This is a genomic window from Pseudomonas sp. B16(2017) (assembly GCF_002113205.1).
Classification (GTDB): domain Bacteria; phylum Pseudomonadota; class Gammaproteobacteria; order Pseudomonadales; family Pseudomonadaceae; genus Aquipseudomonas; species Aquipseudomonas pharyngis.
In genome coordinates, this window is the sequence record NZ_NEKA01000023.1 from 52394 (window position 1) to 71112 (window position 18719).

General features: G+C 59.0%; 16 protein-coding genes and 1 pseudogene. 12 read left to right on the forward strand and 5 right to left on the reverse strand.

All coding sequences use genetic code 11. The features are described 5' to 3' along the window. Positions 1-27 precede the first annotated feature (27 nt). The 4 genes from CAG25_RS27010 to CAG25_RS27020 all read left to right on the forward strand — a co-directional run bounded on the left by CAG25_RS27010 (position 28) and on the right by CAG25_RS27020 (position 5104). On the forward strand, positions 28-1128 hold the full coding sequence (locus tag CAG25_RS27010; RefSeq protein ID WP_085613505.1) for a hypothetical protein: 1101 nt from the start codon (positions 28-30) through the stop codon (positions 1126-1128). Between the two features lie 76 nt (positions 1129-1204). Next, positions 1205-2494, forward strand: a complete 1290-nt coding sequence (locus CAG25_RS27015; RefSeq protein ID WP_085613506.1) for a M18 family aminopeptidase — start codon at positions 1205-1207, stop codon at positions 2492-2494. Between the two features lie 197 nt (positions 2495-2691). Continuing rightward, complete coding sequence (locus CAG25_RS28710) at positions 2692-2868, forward strand: hypothetical protein (protein WP_165369545.1); 177 nt, start codon at positions 2692-2694, stop codon at positions 2866-2868. A gap of 76 nt (positions 2869-2944) precedes the next feature. Then, positions 2945-5104, forward strand: coding sequence for a mechanosensitive ion channel family protein (locus CAG25_RS27020; protein WP_085613507.1), 2160 nt, complete (start codon positions 2945-2947; stop codon positions 5102-5104). Positions 5105-5522: 418 nt separating this feature from the next. Here CAG25_RS27020 and CAG25_RS27025 read toward each other — a convergent pair whose 3' ends face one another. Next, positions 5523-6236: a UTRA domain-containing protein gene (locus CAG25_RS27025; protein ID WP_011333178.1), complete on the reverse strand. Its 714-nt coding sequence runs from the start codon at positions 6234-6236 to the stop codon at positions 5523-5525. Between the two features lie 351 nt (positions 6237-6587). Between CAG25_RS27025 and CAG25_RS27030 the strand changes: the two genes are divergently transcribed. From CAG25_RS27030 to CAG25_RS27055, 6 genes are all read left to right on the forward strand, one after another. After that, positions 6588-7652, forward strand: coding sequence for an ABC transporter substrate-binding protein (locus tag CAG25_RS27030; RefSeq protein WP_039769868.1), 1065 nt, complete (start codon positions 6588-6590; stop codon positions 7650-7652). 181 nt (positions 7653-7833) lie between these two features. Further along, positions 7834-8640, forward strand: a complete 807-nt coding sequence (locus CAG25_RS27035) for an alkaline phosphatase family protein (protein ID WP_085613508.1) — start codon at positions 7834-7836, stop codon at positions 8638-8640. 5 nt (positions 8641-8645) lie between these two features. Next, on the forward strand, positions 8646-9482 hold the full coding sequence (locus tag CAG25_RS27040) for an ABC transporter permease subunit (RefSeq protein ID WP_172829520.1): 837 nt from the start codon (positions 8646-8648) through the stop codon (positions 9480-9482). Continuing rightward, positions 9469-10269 carry an ABC transporter permease gene (locus CAG25_RS27045; RefSeq protein ID WP_085613509.1) on the forward strand — a complete coding sequence of 267 codons (801 nt, stop codon included), beginning with the start codon at positions 9469-9471 and terminating at the stop codon, positions 10267-10269. The genes CAG25_RS27040 and CAG25_RS27045 overlap by 14 nt, the downstream gene beginning before the upstream one ends. After that, entirely contained in the window at positions 10266-11255 is a 990-nt protein-coding gene (locus tag CAG25_RS27050) for an ABC transporter ATP-binding protein (RefSeq protein ID WP_085613510.1), read from the forward strand. The genes CAG25_RS27045 and CAG25_RS27050 overlap by 4 nt, the downstream gene beginning before the upstream one ends. Before the next feature lie 34 nt (positions 11256-11289). Continuing rightward, positions 11290-11943: an HAD family phosphatase gene (locus tag CAG25_RS27055; RefSeq protein ID WP_085613511.1), complete on the forward strand. Its 654-nt coding sequence runs from the start codon at positions 11290-11292 to the stop codon at positions 11941-11943. Positions 11944-11988: 45 nt separating this feature from the next. Here the strand turns inward: CAG25_RS27055 and CAG25_RS27060 are convergent, their stop codons facing one another. Continuing rightward, on the reverse strand, positions 11989-12951 hold the full coding sequence (locus tag CAG25_RS27060) for a zinc-binding dehydrogenase (RefSeq protein ID WP_085613512.1): 963 nt from the start codon (positions 12949-12951) through the stop codon (positions 11989-11991). A gap of 181 nt (positions 12952-13132) precedes the next feature. Here CAG25_RS27060 and CAG25_RS27065 point away from each other — a divergent pair, with 181 nt between their 5' ends. Then, entirely contained in the window at positions 13133-15217 is a 2085-nt protein-coding gene (locus CAG25_RS27065) for a carboxy terminal-processing peptidase (protein ID WP_166742345.1), read from the forward strand. 133 nt (positions 15218-15350) lie between these two features. Further along, entirely contained in the window at positions 15351-17141 is a 1791-nt protein-coding gene (locus CAG25_RS27070) for a bifunctional diguanylate cyclase/phosphodiesterase (protein ID WP_085613513.1), read from the forward strand. 16 nt (positions 17142-17157) lie between these two features. Here the strand turns inward: CAG25_RS27070 and CAG25_RS27075 are convergent, their stop codons facing one another. The 3 genes and pseudogenes from CAG25_RS27075 to CAG25_RS28545 all read right to left on the reverse strand — a co-directional run. Next, positions 17158-17574, reverse strand: coding sequence for a hypothetical protein (locus CAG25_RS27075; RefSeq protein ID WP_178076504.1), 417 nt, complete (start codon positions 17572-17574; stop codon positions 17158-17160). 148 nt (positions 17575-17722) lie between these two features. Then, positions 17723-18088: a hypothetical protein gene (locus CAG25_RS27080; RefSeq protein WP_085613515.1), complete on the reverse strand. Its 366-nt coding sequence runs from the start codon at positions 18086-18088 to the stop codon at positions 17723-17725. A 6-nt stretch (positions 18089-18094) separates the two neighbouring features. After that, positions 18095-18719 (reverse strand): annotated as a pseudogene (locus CAG25_RS28545) (type IV secretion protein Rhs); the annotation flags it as partial.

Genomic DNA, 18719 nt, shown 5'->3' on the forward strand with positions numbered 1-18719 from the left:
CTGCCGATTTATAGGATTTTGTTCCGGATGAGTTGTACTGATTCCCTGGCAACACCCGTCAAGAAGACCCGTCATCAACTGCTCTACCTGATTTACGGCAATCAGGATGTCTACCGGCGCGAAGCCAAGTTCAGCATCCTGACCGCCCTGTCCCAGGCCAAAAACGGCAAGCGCCCGGCGATCAGAATCCTCACTGACCGGCCGCAGGATTACGAAGGCTGGCCGGTCGACACCGTGCTGCTCGACGAAGCGACCCTGACCCGCTGGCAAGGGCAGAACGGCTATCACCATCGGCGCAAGGCCTGCGCGATCGCCGCCGGCCTGCAACTGGCCGAGAAAACCCTGTTCGTCGACACCGACACCCTGTTCACCAGCAACCCGAACAGCCTGTTCCAACACATCGATGCAAATCAGTCGGTGATGGATCGCTTCGAATACGACTGGAAAGATGTCTTCGAGCGACCGGATTACCTGAAGCTCGCTCGCGACCTCAGAGCCCATGGCGTTTGCCCGCAGAACGGTTTCAAGCTCTACAACAGCGGCCTGTGTGGTGTCACCGACCGCGATTCGGCGCTGTTCGAGGAATCGATCCGCCTGATCGATGAATGGACGGCCGACGGATTCGAGATTCACACCATCGAGCAGATCGCCCTGTCCTACGCGATGCGTGAACGGTCGGTGGTGGAAGCGCGCAAACACGTCTACCACTACTTTGCGGAAAAACGCTTCTTCCATGCGATGCAGGCATTCTTCTTCGCTCAGCACGGCGAGAAATTCAGCCAGCGACTGGTGGACCTGTGCGCTGACGTGCCTCGGGTCAAACCCTTTCCGTCCGCCTGGCAGCGCCTGAAGATCAAGTGGAAACTGCGTAACCAGAGCGGCGCCATGCGCAAGGTGGGTCGGGATCTGTTGTACGGCAGCGCCGCACCGGATCACCCGTATTACAGTGCCTGTCGTCAGGAGTGGTGGGAATGCGCCTCGCGGGAGATTCTGCGCTGGGACGAGAGCCGTCAGAAAAAGCTTCTGGAACAGAGTCGCTGGCCAAAACAGCTACCCCGTCCGGACAAGCCTGAAGACGAAAAAGTGATCATGAACTACCTGAAAAAACGCGTGGCAGCCGCTCGTTGACGCGAGCGGCACATGTCATGTCCCAAGCATCAGGCCGATGCGTTAAACTCCCGCCCATTGCTGTCTGGAGCTTCTTATGCGCGAAGAGTTGAACCAAGGCCTGATCGACTTCCTCAAGGCCTCCCCTACCCCGTTCCACGCCACCGCCAGCCTTGTTCAACGCCTGGAGGCCGCCGGTTATGTGCGCCTCGACGAGCGCGAAACCTGGCACACCGAAGCCAATGGTCGTTACTACGTCACCCGTAACGATTCCTCGATTGTCGCGATCAAGATGGGCCGCAATTCGCCGCTGCACGACGGCATCCGTCTGGTCGGCGCCCACACCGACAGCCCGTGCCTGCGGGTCAAGCCACAACCTGAACTGCAGCGCCAGGGTTTCTGGCAGTTGGGCGTTGAAGTCTACGGCGGCGCGCTGCTGGCGCCATGGTTCGACCGCGACCTGTCGCTGGCCGGCCGCGTCACCTTCCGCCGCGACGGCAAGGTCGAGAGCCAACTGATCGACTTCAAGGCTCCGATCGCGATCATTCCCAACCTCGCTATCCACCTCAACCGTGAAGCGAATCAGGGCTGGGCCATCAACGCCCAGACCGAGCTGCCGCCGATTCTCGCGCAGTTCGCCGGTGACGAGCGCGTGGATTTCCGCGCGGTGCTCACCGATCAACTGGCTCGCGAACACGGCCTCAACGCCGACGTGGTGCTGGATTACGAGCTGAGTTTCTACGACACCCAGAGTGCTGCGGTCATCGGCCTGCATGGCGACTTCATCGCCGGCGCGCGCCTGGACAACCTGCTGTCGTGTTACGCCGGCCTGCAAGCCCTGCTGACCGCCGACACTGAAGAAACCTGCGTGCTGGTGTGCAACGACCACGAAGAAGTCGGCTCCTGCTCGGCCTGCGGCGCCGACGGCCCGATGCTGGAACAGACCCTGCGCCGCCTGCTGCCGGAAGGTGAAGAGTTCGAACGCACCATCCAGAAATCCCTGCTGGTCTCGGCCGACAACGCCCACGGCGTACACCCGAACTACGCCGAGAAGCACGACGCCAACCACGGCCCGAAACTCAACGCCGGCCCGGTGATCAAGGTCAACAGCAACCAGCGCTACGCCACCAACAGCGAAACCGCCGGCTTCTTCCGCCATCTGTGCATGGCCGAAGAAGTGCCGGTGCAAAGCTTCGTGGTGCGCAGCGACATGGGCTGCGGCTCGACCATCGGCCCGATCACCGCCAGCCACCTGGGGGTGCGCACCGTCGACATCGGCCTGCCAACGTTCGCCATGCACTCGATCCGCGAACTGTGCGGCAGCCACGACCTGGCTCACCTAGTCAAAGTGCTGAGCGCGTTCTACGCCAGTCGCGAACTGCCGTAATCCTTGAAAAAGCATCGCCAGCAGGCTGGCTCCCACAATGGAATGCATTTCAAATGTGGGAGCCAGCCTGCTGGCGATGGCAATCGAACAATCGACATCACGTCTGGATCAGAACCGGCTCATTTCTGATACACATCAGCACCGTCCATCGAAAACCCACCTAGACTTGAATAATCACCTTCGACAAGGCTGTCGCCATGATCTCGATGTCTGCGTTTCACTCCATGCTCATTCCCATCCTCGGCGGAATGATTCTGCTGGCCATCGGTTTCAACTTCCGTGACAAGAACGCCGGTGTGTTCGCCATGTGGATCGGCATGCTGATGATCCTGGCCACCGTGGTCTACAAGATCCTCGCCAAACTCAACGAATAAATCCGCGCCCGGCTCGCATTGAATCTGGCGGGCTCGTACACTCGCCCGATCCGCCCCTTGCGAGGTTGACCGCCTAGTGTTTGCTCGTCTTTTTGCCCTGCCCTGCCTCTTTCTCGTTTGCCTGATGACCCTGGTATCGCCGGCGCCTGCCGACGCCGCCGGTCTGCCGGGATTGCTCACGGGCGCCGGCAAGGCTCAGCCCGAAGCTCAGGAACCGCTCGGCCAGTCTCTGGACGAAGTCATCAAGTCGCTGGAAAACGACAAGCAACGCGCCCAGTTGCTGACTGACTTGAAAAAACTGCGCGACGCCACGAAAAAAGCCCAGGCCACCCCGGAAGAAGGGGTGCTGGGACTGATCGGCGGCACCCTCGCCACTTTCGAAAAACAGTTCTCCGGTGCCGACAGCCCACTCAATCGCTGGTCCGCCGAATTCGACATGGCCAAGGACGAGCTCAAAGGCCTGATGCTGCCGGCCAGCGAATGGCTGCCGATCATCTTCGCCTTCGCCGTGATCCTCGCCGTCTGGAGCCTGCTCGCCGCCGCGCTGATCTGGCTTGGTCATCGGGTACGCATGCGCTTCGGTCTGACCGAAGAACTGCCGCAACATCCCCGAGCCCTCGACATGCTGCGCTTCGCCCTGCGCAAGCTCGGGCCGTGGATGATCGCCCTGGTCATCACCGTGTACATGAGTTACGCGCTGCCATCGTCACTGGGCAAAAGCCTGGCGATGGTGTTGGCTTATGCGCTGGTGGTCGGCACCTGCTTCTCGGCCATTTGCGTGATTGCCTTTTCCGTACTCGACGGCCCGCACCGCCACCGGGCGCTGTACATCCTGCGCCACCAGGCCTTCCGCCCGCTGTGGCTGATCGGCAGCTTCGCCGCGTTCGGGGAAGCCCTGAGCGATCCGCGACTGATAGCCGGCCTCGGCGTGCACCTGGCCCACACCGCCGCCACCGTCGCCAACGTCCTCGCGGCGCTGTCGACCGGCCTGTTCATCCTGCGTTTCCGCCGGCCGATTGCCCACCTGATCCGCAACCAGCCACTGTCCCGCCGCCTGACCCGCCGCGCCCTCAGCGACACCATCGAAATCCTCGGCACCTTCTGGTACGTCCCGGCGCTGGTGCTGGTGGGCATTTCGCTGTTCGCCACCTTCGTCTCCGCCGGCGACACCAGCACCGCCCTGCGCCAGTCGCTGATCTGCACCGTGCTGCTGGTGTTGTGCATGGTCATCAACGGCCTCGTCCGCCGCCATGCCCTCAAGCCTCAACGTGGGCCGAAGCGCCACGCGCTGTATTCCGAGCGCCTGAAAAGCTTCTTCTACACCCTCGCCCATTTGCTGGTGTGGCTGGCCTTCATCGAACTGGGCCTGCGGGTCTGGGGCATGTCGCTGATCGGCTTCACCGAAGGCGAAGGCCACGACGTCAGCGTCAAACTGTTCAGCCTGATCGGCACGCTGATCTTCGCCTGGCTGATCTGGATCCTCAGCGACACCGCCGTGCACCACGCCCTCACCCGCTCCCGCAAAGGCCTGGCCAACGCCCGCGCGCAAACCATGATGCCGCTGATCCGTAACGTGCTGTTCGTGGCGATCTTCATCATCGCCCTGATCGTCGCCCTGGCGAACATGGGCATGAACGTCACGCCCCTGCTGGCCGGTGCCGGCGTAATCGGCCTGGCGATCGGCTTCGGCGCCCAGTCACTGGTGGCCGACCTGATCACCGGCCTGTTCATCATCATCGAAGACTCCCTGGCCATCGACGACTACGTCGACGTCGGCGGCCACCTCGGCACCGTCGAAGGCCTGACCATCCGCACCGTACGCCTGCGGGACATCGACGGCATCGTCCACACCATCCCGTTCAGCGAAATCAAAAGCATCAAAAACTACTCCCGCGAATTCGGCTACGCGATCTTCCGCGTGGCCGTGCCGTTCAACATGAGCATCGACGAAGCCATCAAACTGATGCGCGACGTCGGCCAGAAAATGCGCACCGACCCTCTGCAACGCCGCAACATCTGGTCACCACTGGAATTTCAGGGCGTGGAAAGCTTTGAATCCGGCAACGCGATATTGCGTGCAAGATTCAAGACCGCACCGATCAAACAATGGGAAGTTTCACGGGCGTTCAACCTGTCGCTGAAACGGCATCTGGACGAGGCCGGACTGGACTTGGCGACGCCAAGGATGAATGTGCAAGTGATCACCGCAGGCGGTGGCGGCCAAACTCAAGAATAGATCCGGAGAATCTGACCGACTTCAGGCCGCCATCGCTGGCAAGCCAACTCCCACCACTCACCACGATGAGCGTTAGCTCGAGTACCGCTTTTGACGTGCCGGCCCCATCGGCCGGCTGAGTGGAGGGATTCATCCGGGGGTGGGAGCGCAGCGACCGTGCGGCGAAGCCGCATGCATCGAGAGGAGGTGCAGCGAAGCAAACCGTAGGCGATGCCCCCGGATGAATCCCGGAACGAAGGAACACCGAGCCAAAGCGAGGGGCCGAACGCCGGGGCCCAGCGTTTTGGTTACTTTGGGGCGTTTGCCAAAGTGACTCGCCGTAAGGGCGAAACCGTCAGCGGCAGCACCCGAAGAAACGGATATGTACACAGTCAACCCAAAACCTGGTCGGCCCAGCGGCCGCCAAGGTCAAACAAGGTCAAACAACATCAACACCGACGTGAATCGCATCATGCCGCCAAAACTCCAGATCACAATCAATCAACCGCCCAAACTGATCATAATTAACCCGAGCAATCCTCAACCCCGGACTCCCCACCGACACCCGTAAAGCCGCCGCCGCATCCACCGACAACGACGTAGGCACAATCTCGAACCGCACCCGCCCATAGTGCAAATCGTAATGCCGCGCATACAGCTCGGTAATCGACTGATTCAGATCAAACTCCAGAATCCCCGGAAAAAACTGCGGATTCAGATAATGCTCCACATACAACACCAACCGCCCATCGATCCGCCGCGACCGGCAAATCTGAATCACGCTCGACAACGCCGGCAACTGCAACCACGCACAGACCGCCGCTGACGCCGGCTGCAACCGCGCCGAAATCACCTCGGTCGACGGCACCCGCCCCTGCGCACTGACCATCGCGTGAAAGTGACTGCGCTGCATCAGGTTGTAAGCCAGACGCGGTGGCGACACGAACCAGCCACGCCGCTCCTCGCGATAAATCTGCCCTTGCGCCTCCAGCTGCAACAAGGCTTCGCGTACCGTAATTCGCGTCGTGCCGAACAGCTCACTGAGCTTGCGCTCGGCCGGCAACTTGCTCCCCGCCGCCAGCAACCCATGGTCGAGTTGCTCCTGAAGGATCTGGCCAATCGCTGTCACCGCTTTTGTTGCCTCATCGCGCATCAACGTTACCTATCTGGACTAGACCAGCACTGTTTCAGGGCAAAACCGCACAGCAATCGTGCCGTCCGGTCGTGTTGCAAGCCTAGGCAGTGCAGATGACCGAGAGATGACAAAACTACCGAACGGTCGCCCTGACAACTTGCAATACATCGGCCAAGTCCCTTGCCCGCCGGGACTTGGCGGGTGGTCTACGCTTACCGGGCACTCGCTGATACCGGAGATAGAAAAGGCTGGGCGAGCCATCGCCGACATCAAAGTGTCATCGAGCCCCCTTAAATTGGCTCAGGTATTGCTGACCTAGACCAACACAAACCGCAATTGCAGCGTTGAACACGACCAAGGAGCTTTGGAATGAAACAGTTTTTCCTGGCATCACTGTTAGGCTCGACCATTGCCATGTGCACCGCCGCCATGGCGGCTGACGATCTGAAAACCCTCGAAGCCGCTGCGAAAGCGGAAGGCGCCGTCAACAGTGTCGGCATGCCCGATGACTGGGCCAACTGGAAAGGCACCTGGGAAGACCTGGCCAGGAAATACGGCCTGAAACACATCGACACCGACATGAGTTCGGCCCAGGAAATCGCCAAGTTCGCCGCTGAAAAAGACAACGCCACCGCCGACATCGGCGACGTCGGCGCCGCGTTCGGTCCGATTGCGGTCAAGCAGGGCGTGGTGCAACCGTACAAGCCGAGCACTTGGGACCAGGTGCCGGACTGGGCCAAGGACAAGGACGGCAACTGGGCGCTGGCCTACACCGGCACCATCGCCTTCATCGTCAACAAGAAGCTGCTGCACGGCTCCGAAGTACCGACCAAATGGGCTGACCTCAAGGGCGGCAAATACAAGGTTTCCATCGGTGACGTGAGCACCGCCGCACAAGCTGCCAACGGCGTACTCGCCGCCGCACTGGCCAACGGCGGCGACGAGAAAAACATCCAGCCGGCCCTGCTGCTGTTCGCGGACATCGCCAAGCAGGGGCGCCTGTCGATGGCAAACCCGACCATCGCCACCATGGAAAAAGGCGAGATCGAAGTCGGCGTGGTCTGGGACTTCAACGGCTTGAGCTACAAGGCCAAGATGGCCAACCCGGATGACTACGTGGTGCTGATCCCGTCCGATGGTTCGGTGATTTCCGGCTACACCACCATCATCAACAAATACGCGAAGAACCCGAACGCCGCCAAGCTGACCCGCGAATACATCTTCAGCGACGCCGGCCAGACCAACCTCGCCCGCGGCAACGCTCGCCCGATCCGCGCCGAGCACCTGCAACTGCCGGAAGACGTGAAGGCCAAGCTGCTGCCGAACGAGCAGTACAAAAAGGTCACGCCGATCAAGGACGCCGATGCCTGGGAAAAAACCTCCAAGGCCCTGCCGCAGAAGTGGAACGAAGAAGTCATCGTAGAAATGAAATAAAGCGGCTGATCACCCTTTTGTGATCTGTTGAAGATCCAAATGTGGGAGCGGGCTTGCTCGCGAATGCGGTGGATCAGTCAAAAAATTATCGACTGACACTCCGCTTTCGCGAGCAAGCCCGCTCCCACAGGGGGATCCGGGTTGAACCTGAAATTTTCTGTTTCGCGGAGTTTTTGCCCCTATGAAGCACACCGTCATCCTTGTCGTGCTCGACGGCCTCAACTATGAGGTCGCGCGTCACGCCATGGGGCATCTGCAGGCTTACGTTGGCGCAGGACGCGCCGCACTCTACCAGTTGGAGTGCGAGCTGCCGGCCCTGTCCCGACCACTTTACGAATGCATCCTCACCGGTGTGCCGCCGATCGACAGCGGCATCGTCCACAACAACGTCTCGCGCCTGTCCAACCAGCGCAGCATCTATCACTACGCCCGCGATGCCGGCCTGAAAACCGCTGCCGCGGCGTACCACTGGGTCAGCGAGCTCTACAACCGCTCGCCGTTCGTGGCGGCACGGGATCGGCATACCGATGACCCGACGCTACCGATCCAGCACGGCCACTTCTACTGGAACGATCACTACCCGGATTCGCACCTGTTCGCCGACGCGGAAAACCTGCGCCTGCGCCACGCCCCGGATTTTCTGCTGATCCATCCGATGAACATCGACGACGCCGGGCACAAGCACGGCCTCGACACCCCGCAATACCGCAACAGCGCGCGCAGCGCCGACATCATCCTTGCTGACTACCTGCAAGGCTGGCTCGACGCCGGCTGCCAGGTGCTGGTGACCGCCGACCACGGCATGAACAACGACCGATCGCACAACGGCCTGCTGCCGGAAGAGCGCCAGGTGCCGCTGTTCGTGATCGGTGATGCGTTCAGCCTGAACAGTGACGCTGGACCGAAGCAGACCGACATCTGCGGCACCGTGTGCGAACTGCTCGGCGTGCCCCACGACAAACCTGTGTGCCGGGAGTTGCTCAAGTGAACTCAATGACTCGCGGCAAATGGCTGGCCGCCCTGTGCCTGGTGCCTTTCGCGCTGTTCTTTATCGTGTTCGAAATCGCCCCGCTGATCTGGGTGATGATCAACAGCCTGCAATCGGAAGAGTTCGGCTGGGGCTTCGCCAACTTCAGCAAGATCTTCAATTCGAAGTTCTATTTGCAGGCGATCCGGTACAGCCTCGAAATCAGTTTCTGGTCGAGTGTGTTCGGGATCATCATCGCGGTGCTGGGTGCGTATTCTCTGCGCCGGGTCGACTCGAAACTGCGCAACTTCGTCAACGCCTTCGCCAACATGACCAGCAACTTTGCCGGCGTGCCCCTGGCCTTCGCGTTCATCATCCTGCTCGGCTTCAACGGCAGCATCACCATCATGTTGAAGCAGGCCGGGATCATCGAGGACTTCAACCTGTATTCGAAAACCGGGCTGATCATCCTCTACACCTACTTCCAGATTCCACTCGGCGTCTTGCTGCTGTACCCGGCATTCGACGCACTGCGTGAAGACTGGCGCGAATCCGCCGCACTGCTCGGCGCCGACAGCTGGCAGTTCTGGCGCCACATCGGCCTGCCGGTACTGACCCCGGCCCTGCTCGGCACCTTCGTGATCCTGCTGGCCAACGCCCTCGGCGCCTACGCCACGGTCTACGCGCTGACCACCGGCAACTTCAACGTACTGCCGATCCGGATTGCGGCGATGGTCTCCGGTGACATTTCCCTCGATCCGAACCTGGCCAGTGCCCTGGCCGTGGTGCTGGTGGCGCTGATGACCCTGGTGACCGTCGTGCATCAACTGCTGCTGAAGAGGAGCTACCATGTCTCGCGCTGAATCCGGACCGGCCGGCGTCTACCACCGCGCCGTGGTCTATCTGTTGTTCGCCATCCTGCTGCTGCCGCTGGTGGGCACGCTGGTCTATTCGATCGCCAGCAGTTGGTCGGCCACCATCCTGCCCAGCGGTTTCACCTTCAAGTGGTACATCCAGTTGTGGAGCGATCCGCGCTTTCTGCACGCCTTCGGCCAGTCGCTGCTGGTGTGCGTCGGCGCGCTGATCCTGTCGGTGGTGCTGATCCTGCCGCTGCTGTTCGTGGTGCATTACCACTTCCCGAAACTCGATGCACTGATGAACATCCTGATCCTGCTGCCCTTCGCGGTGCCGCCGGTGGTGTCGTCGGTGGGGCTGTTGCAGCTCTACGGTTCCGGGCCGTTTGCGATGGTCGGCACGCCGTGGATCCTGATCGGTTGCTACTTCACCGTGGCGCTGCCGTTCATGTACCGGGCGATCACCAACAACCTGCAAGCGATCAACCTGCGCGACCTGATGGACGCTGCCCAACTGCTCGGGGCCAGCACCTTTCAGGCAGCCTTCCTGGTGGTGCTGCCGAACCTGCGCAAAGGCCTGATGGTCGCGTTGCTGCTGTCGTTCTCGTTCCTGTTCGGTGAGTTCGTGTTCGCCAACATCCTGGTCGGCACCCGCTACGAGACCCTGCAGGTCTACCTCAACAACATGCGCAACAGCAGCGGCCACTTCACCAGCGCGCTGGTGATCTCCTACTTCTTTTTCGTGCTGGTCCTGACCTGGGTCGCCAACATCTTGAACAAGGACAAAAGCGAATGAGCTATGTCAGCGTCCAACACCTGCAAAAAAACTACGCCGGCACCACGGTGTTCAGCGACATCAACTGCGAAATCCAGAAGGGTGAATTCGTCACCCTGCTCGGCCCGTCCGGTTGCGGCAAATCCACCCTGCTGCGTTGCATCGCCGGGCTGACGCCGGTCGATGGCGGCAAGATTCTGCTCGATGGTGTCGACATCGTGCCGCTTACCCCGCAGAAACGCGGGATCGGCATGGTGTTCCAGAGCTACGCGCTGTTCCCCAACATGACCGTCGAACAGAACGTCGCCTTCGGTTTGCGCATGCAAAAGGTCAATGCCGACGACAGCCACAAGCGGGTTGCCGAGGTGTTGAAACTGGTTGAACTCAACGATTTCGCCAGCCGCTATCCGCATCAGTTGTCCGGCGGTCAATGCCAGCGTGTAGCCCTCGCCCGCTCACTGGTGACCCGTCCGCGCCTGTTGCTGCTGGATGAACCGCTGTCGGCCCTCGATGCACGGATTCGCAAACACCTGCGCGAACAGATCCGTCAGATCCAGCGCGAACTCGGCCTGACCACGATTTTCGTCACACACGATCAGGAAGAAGCCCTGACCATGTCTGACCGGATTTTCCTGATGAATCAGGGAAAGATCGTACAAAGCGGCGATGCCGAAACCCTCTACACCGCGCCGGTCGACGTGTTCGCCGCCGGCTTCATCGGCAACTACAACCTGCTGGATGCCGAGAGTGCGTCGAAGCTGTTGCAGCGGCCGATCAGCCACCGCATCGCGATTCGCCCGGAGGCCATCGAGCTGAGCCTCAACGGCGAACCCGATGCGCAAATCCGCAGCCACAGCCTGCTGGGCAACGTGATCCGCTACCGCGTTGAAGCCCGAGGCGTGGAACTGGTGGTGGATGTGCTCAACCGTTCAGCGGCGGATCTGCATCCCGACGGTCAGCGCCTGTCACTTTTCATCGATTCCACCGCCCTGTGTGAGGTAGCCTGATGACTTTGCTGAAACCCAAGAGGGAACTGAACTGATGGCCCTGGCAATTTTTGATCTGGACGACACCCTGATCCACGGCGACTGCGCCACCCTCTGGTGCGAGCAGATGGGGCGCCTGGGCTGGGTCGATCCCGAGTCGTTCATGCGCAGGAACAATGAGCTGATGGACGCCTACAGCCATGGCAAGTTGCGCATGGAAGACTACATGGACTTCAGCCTTGAACCGATGATCGGACGTACCCCTGAGGAAGTCGAGCATCTGGTCGGGCCGTGGGTTGAAGACTTCATCGAGCCGATCATCTTCAGCGACGCCACCAAGACCATCGCCGCTCACCGCAAGGCCGGCGACCGGATTCTGGTGATCTCGGCCTCGGGCACGCACTTGGTCAAACCCATCGCCGAGCGGCTGGGCATCGACGAGGTCCTGGCAATCGAGCTGGAAGTGGCGCACGGCGTCTACAGCGGCCACACCGTGGGCACCCTGACCTACCGCGAAGGCAAGATCACCCGTCTGCTGGAATGGCTGGATGCCGAAGAGGAAAACCTTGAGGGCGCGAGTTTCTATTCCGACTCACGCAATGATCTGCCGCTGCTGTTGAAGGTGGATTACCCGCATGTGGTCAATCCGGATCCGGTGTTGCTGGCAGAGGCCGAGAAATCCGGCTGGCCGATCCACCTCTGGAAGTAAGCAATTGTCTTGTGGGAGCAGACCTGCTCCCACAAGCATCGATGATCAGCTCAGGCTTTCGTCGATCACCAGCACCAGCTTCCCTGCTACGGTGTTGCTCGCAAGCTCCGCAAACGCAGCCTCGGCATCCTTGATCGGGAACGCCTTGGCCAGTTGCGGCTTCAGGCGCCCTTCGGAAAACAGCGGCCACACGTGCTGGCTCAGATCGCTGAACAGATCGGCCTTGAACTGATCGTCACGGCTGCGCAGGGTCGAACCCAGCAGTTGCACGCGCTTGGCCAGCACCTGGGCCAGATCCAGTTTTGCCTCGCGGCCGCCCATCAGACCGATCAGCACCCAGCGTCCGTCCTGCGCCATCAGCTTGAGGTTCAACGCCGAATAGTTGCCGCCCACCGGATCCAGGATCACATCGAACGGCCCGAAATCCCGCAGACTTTCCAGGTCGTCGGTGCGAACCACCCCGCCCTGGGCACCCAACGATTCGCAATAGACCAACCGCTCAGCCGAGCCGACGCTGACCCAGCACGGATTGCCGAAAGCCTTGCACAGTTGAATCGCGGCTGAGCCGATACCACTGGCTCCGGCGTGCAGAAGAACTTTCTCACCCGGTTTGAGCGCAGCGAGTTGAAACACATTCAGCCAGACGGTCGCATACACCTCGGGCAACGCCGCGGCTTCGATCAGCGATACGCCTTCCGGAACCGGCAGCACATGCCGTCCGTCGACGACCACCTCTTGCGCCATCCCGCCCCCGGCCAGCAAGGCGCAGACCCGGTCACCGACCTGCCAGGACGAGCCAGCGCCGACCTCGCTGATCACCCCGGAACACTCAAGACCCAGCACCTGGCTGGCACCCGGAGGGGGTGGATAAAGTCCGGCTTTCTGTAATAAATCGGCGCGATTGAGGCCCGCTGCCGCCACCCGGATGCGAACTTGTCCTACATCGCATGTAGGACTTGGTTCATCAACCCATGTCACTTGACCTTCAACGCCTTGCAATGCCTTCACAGTGCCTCCATAGTGAGTCTGGACTGAGCCCGAAGCTGTAGCGCCGGGCTTTTTGCATTATGCGACCGGCCCTGGGGTCTGAACGAACGCTGAACAGCAGTTATCGTACAGAGCGTAGCGGTACCGGCGACTTCAAAGACGGCCTAATATGCGTTATCAATTGTCCCCGCGTCGAATCAGCATGAAGCATCTGCTCCCCAGCACCGCCCTCGCTCTTTTCATCGGTATCGGTCTGTTGCCGGTGTCGGGCACCACATTCGCAGCCAACAGCTGGGACAAGTTACAGCCTGATCGCGACGAAGTGATCGCCAGTCTGAACGTCGTCGAGTTGCTCAAGCGTCATCACTACAGCAAGCCGCCGCTCGACGATGCGCGCTCGGTGATCATCTACGACAGCTACATCAAGCTGCTCGACCCGTCGCGCAGCTATTTCATGGCCAGCGACATCGCCGAATTCGACAAGTGGAAGACCCAGTTCGACGACTTCCTCAAGAGCGGCGACCTCAACGCCGGGTTCACCATCTACAAGCGCTACCTGGACCGCGTGAAGGCGCGTCTGGACTTCGCCCTTGCCGAGCTGAACAAAGGCGTCGACAAGATGGACTTCACCACCAGGGAAACCTTGCTGATCGATCGCAAGGACGCTCCATGGCTCAAGTCCACCGCCGAACTCGATGACCTGTGGCGCAAACGCGTCAAGGACGAAGTGCTGCGGCAGAAGATCGCCGGCAAAGAGCCGAAGCAGATCCAGGAAACCCTGACCAAGCGCTACAAGAATCAACTGGCGCGTCTGGACCAGACCCGCGCCGAAGACATCTTCCAGGCGTACATCAACACCTTCGCCATGTCTTACGATCCGCACACCAACTATCTGTCGCCGGATAACGCGGAGAACTTCGACATCAACATGAGCCTGTCCCTCGAGGGCATCGGCGCCGTGTTGCAGAGCGACAACGATCAGGTGAAAGTCGTGCGTCTGGTGCCGGCAGGCCCGGCCGACAAGACCAAGCAGGTTGCTCCGGCCGACAAGATCATCGGCGTTGCCCAGGGCAACAAAGAGATGGTTGACGTGGTCGGCTGGCGTCTGGACGAAGTGGTCAAGCTGATCCGTGGCCCGAAAGGCACCGTGGTGCGTCTGGAAGTCATCCCGGCCAGCAATGCGCCGAACGATCAGACCAGCAAGATCGTGCCGATCACCCGTGAAGCGGTGAAGCTCGAAGACCAGGCCGTGAAGAAGTCCGTGCTGAACCTGAAACAGGACGGCAAGGACTACAAGCTCGGCGTGATCGAGATTCCGGCGTTCTACCTCGACTTCAAGGCCTTCCGTGCCGGCGATCCGGACTACAAGAGCACCACTCGCGACGTCAAGAAGCTGCTGACCGAACTGCAGAAAGAGAAAGTCGACGGTGTGGTCATCGACCTGCGCAACAACGGCGGCGGTTCCCTGCAGGAAGCCACCGAGCTGACCAGCCTGTTCATCGACAAGGGCCCTACCGTGCTCGTGCGTAACGCCGATGGCCGGGTCGATGTACTTGAAGATGAAAACCCGGGCGCGTTCTACAAAGGCCCGATGGCGCTGCTGGTCAACCGCCTGTCCGCCTCGGCTTCGGAGATTTTCGCCGGCGCCATGCAGGACTATCACCGCGCGCTGATCATCGGGGGCCAGACCTTCGGCAAAGGCACCGTGCAGACCATCCAGCCGCTGAATCATGGCGAGCTGAAACTGACCTTGGCCAAGTTCTACCGGGTTTCCGGCCAGAGCACCCAGCATCAGGGCGTACTGCCGGACATCGATTACCCGTCGATCATCGACACCAAGGAAATCGGCGAAAGCGCCCTGCCGGAAGCCATGCCGTGGGACACCATCCGCGCAGCGATCAAACCGGCGAGCGATCCGTTCAAGCCGTACCTGGCCCAGCTGAAATCCGAGCATGACAGCCGTTCTGCCAAGGATGCGGAGTTCGTGTTCATCCGCGACAAGCTGGCCCTGGCGCAGAAGCTGCTGGAAGAAAAAACCGTCAGCCTCAATGAAGCCGAACGCCGTGCCCAGCACGCCGACATCGACGCCAAGCAACTGGCGATGGAGAACATCCGTCGCAAGGCCAAAGGCGAAGAACCGCTCAAAGAGCTGAAGAAAGAAGACGACGACGCCCTGGCGGCCGCCGAGCCGGACAAGGTCAAACCGGAAGACGACGCCTACCTGAGCGAGACCGGGCGAGTGCTGCTGGACTACCTGAAGCTGAGCAACCAGGTCGCAAAGAAGTAAGGTGATGGCAATTTAATGCTGACGATCCCCGGATCGTCATCAAACAGTCATCATTCTGTCGTGCAATAAAGGACTGGGAGCTGTTCTCTTCATCGAGAACGCTCCCAGTCCTTTTTTATCGCCAGAGATTGCCATGACCACGACCGAACAGCTGAGTGCCTTGAGCTCGATCCTGACTCAAAGCGGATTACACAGCCTGTTCCAGCCGATCATTTGCCTCTCCGAACGGCGCATTCTCGGCTACGAAGCCCTGACCCGCGGCCCGTCCAACAGCCCACTGCACTCCCCCATCGCCCTGTTCGCCGTGGCCCGTCAGGCCGGGCGCTTGAGCGAACTGGAAATCGCTTGTCGCCAAAGTGCATGCCGGCGCTTCAACGAACAACAACTGCCGGGCAAGCTGTTTCTCAACGTCTCTCCCGAATCCCTGCTCGAAGCCGCGCACCAGCCGGGGCGCACGCTGCAGCTGCTGCAGGATTTCGGTATTCCGCCCAGCCAGGTGGTGATCGAACTCACCGAACAGACGCCGATCGATGATTTCCAGTTGCTGCAGACTGCACTGCATCACTATCGGGCGATGGGGTTTTCGATTGCCCTCGACGATCTTGGGGCCGGTTATTCAAGCCTGCGTCTGTGGTCGGAGCTGCGGCCGGATTACGTGAAGATCGACCGGCACTTCATCGACGGCATTCATCAGGATGCGTTGAAACGCGAGTTCGTCGGATCAATCCTGCAAATCGCCAAGGCTTCCCGGGCGCAGGTGATTGCCGAAGGTATCGAGTTGCCAGAGGAACTGGCGGTACTGACCGAAATGGGTGTGGATCTGGTACAGGGCTACCTGCTCGGCCGTCCTCAGGAACACCCGTCGCGCGATGCCCGGGCCTTGATGCCCAAGCACGACAGCAGCGCCGTGGCGCTGAACGATGAAGGCAGCGATCTCAGCGCCCTGCTCAACGATCAACCCGCCGTGAATCGCGACACACCGACCGCCACCGTACTGGAGGCTTTCCGCCGCCAGGCCAACCTCAACTCGCTGGCGGTGCTCGATGAACAGGGCCAACCGTGCGGCATCGTTCATCGTCACTCGTTGTCCGATGCGCTGCTCAAACCCTTTGCCACCGACCTGTTCGCCCGCAAACCGATCAGCCGCCTGATGAACGACGACTTCCTCGCCGTGGAAATGAGCCAGTCGCTGCAACAGGTCAGCCGCCTGATCACCAGCCGCGCCCGCCAACGCATCGAAGAGGATTTCATCATCACCCTAAACGGCAGCTACCTGGGCCTGGGCCGGGTGATTGACGTGCTCAAACTGATCACCGAACTGAAAATCCAGCAGGCCCGCTATGCCAATCCGCTGACCTTGCTGCCGGGGAATGTGCCGATTCAGCAATGTTTGACGAGGTTGCTGCAACAGGGGCGCGAGTCGGTCATCTGCTATGTCGACATCGACAGCTTCAAACCCTTTAACGATATCTACGGGTATGGACGTGGGGATGAGGTGCTGCTGTGTCTGGCGCAATGCCTCAACGAACGCGTCGACCCGTCCCGCGATTTCGTCGGGCATATCGGAGGGGATGATTTCCTGTTGGTGCTCGGCCCGGAAGATTGGCGCAAACGGCTCAACCAGTTGCTGGATGATTTCCAGAGCCAATGCCGGCGCTTCTACCGACCTGAGCACCTTGAAGCCGGGTGTTTTGTTGCGCCGAATCGCCAGGGTATTCGTCAGGAGTTTCCGTTGCTGTCATTGTCCATTGGCGTGGTGCATTTGCATCCTGAAGCGTGTGCGCAACTGGATGCGAGTCAGTTGGCAGAGATGGCTTCGCAGGCGAAGCATCATGCGAAGAATGTTCCGGGGTATAGCGTGCATGTTATCGACAGCATAAGCGCGCTACCTTTTAACGAGGCGCTCGTTTCAGGTCATCGCTGATGTAAAGGCTCGATAACTACCATGTGGACCGATCCTCACCAGCGGCATTCGCAAGATCCTCACGCCAAATTTCCTTCGCAAGCCTGTAGAGATCTTGGAAGAAACCGCGTGGATCCTCTAGAGAGTACCATTCCCCTCGTGGCCAACTTGTTGCTTCGTATTCATCGATCTCGAATAGTTCTTGAAAGTGATAATTTTTTTCCAAGAGCAGCAATTTCAAACTTTCAACTAGCACTAGCTTATGCCTATAGGAAAGGTATGGCAGATTAAGACAATACTTCCTGATAAGAAGCTCTCTATCAACAGAATCATTAGGATTGTAAACCTCGAGTTCCGCACCTCGAGTTTCCTCCCGATCATAAACGTCGAAAACGCCTATAAACCACATCAAATCCGGTTCAAACTCTTCATTTAAATATGGATCTTTCAACATCACTTCACCACGGCTGGAAGCGTGGCGAACTGGCTTTGGTTAAATACATTAGCTCCCACAATTTTCACCATCATTATAAAAACCAAATAAAACAGCCAATCCACCAAAAACCCAAAATATATAAAAACCTCAAGCCTAGAATGTAATTCTATAAATCTTTAACTTTACCTATCTCAGCCTGATATAAGGAAAGACATTCTAGCAACACGCGCATAAAGCCACGCCCATCGACTATCTCGTCAGAAAATAAAAAACTCCTCTTTTCCAAAACCTCAACAAATGTTTCTCCCCTTTCCAAATAATAGGAAATCGTATCAATTATCCAACATCTATCCGATTCAGAGTACCCAACAAATTCCGGTTTCAGAACAGCATCAAAAACCCTAATCATATCAGAAGAGTCATTTACATCAGCCAGACATATTAGTTCTTCAACGGCCCCTTCATGAGGATAGTCAATGTCAAAAACAAATAGAAAGCCAGGCAAAATTGAAAGTTTTGGATTAGGTTTCATTTGATATCAATCCACATAAGCTGTTATAGCCTCACCATGACTATCGAGTATAACAACAGTTCTTGTTGGCTCTATATATTCCACTTGCTTCCCCCTATACCCCTCTCCTACCTTTCTTCCCATTTCCACTGGGAGCGATGAGAGCGATAGACTCCCAGTCCGTCGGAAAATTAATTTAGCACGATTAATTGCATTCAATTGATCCCTATGACTCATAAATTTAGTTGCAGCTCGCGGAATGCTTGGCTCCATAAGCTTAGTTTTTTTATTTAGTTTCATCTCAACTTTACCCGTAGTAGGGTTTTTAGCATATAGCAGACGTTCTTGCTGCGAAGCAAGAGTGGTTTGGGCGCCATGTTTTTGTAAAAAGTGAGATTTTTTGTTAGCGCTCTCCATTTGTTTCAACTCTTTTAATGCAATATTTTCTGCTAACTCATCAATCCTCGCCCGCCGCTCCTGCGCCGTCATCTTCGGCAGCGCTGGCTCACCCTCATCAACAACTGAACCACCCACCCCATCCGGCACCGGACAGCCCGGCTTGTTCGGCGGCGGACAATTGGAGGTCAACCCCAACGGATCCACCCACCCCGTCGGATTCGGCACGTACTGGTACTGGTTCAGTCCACCCGCC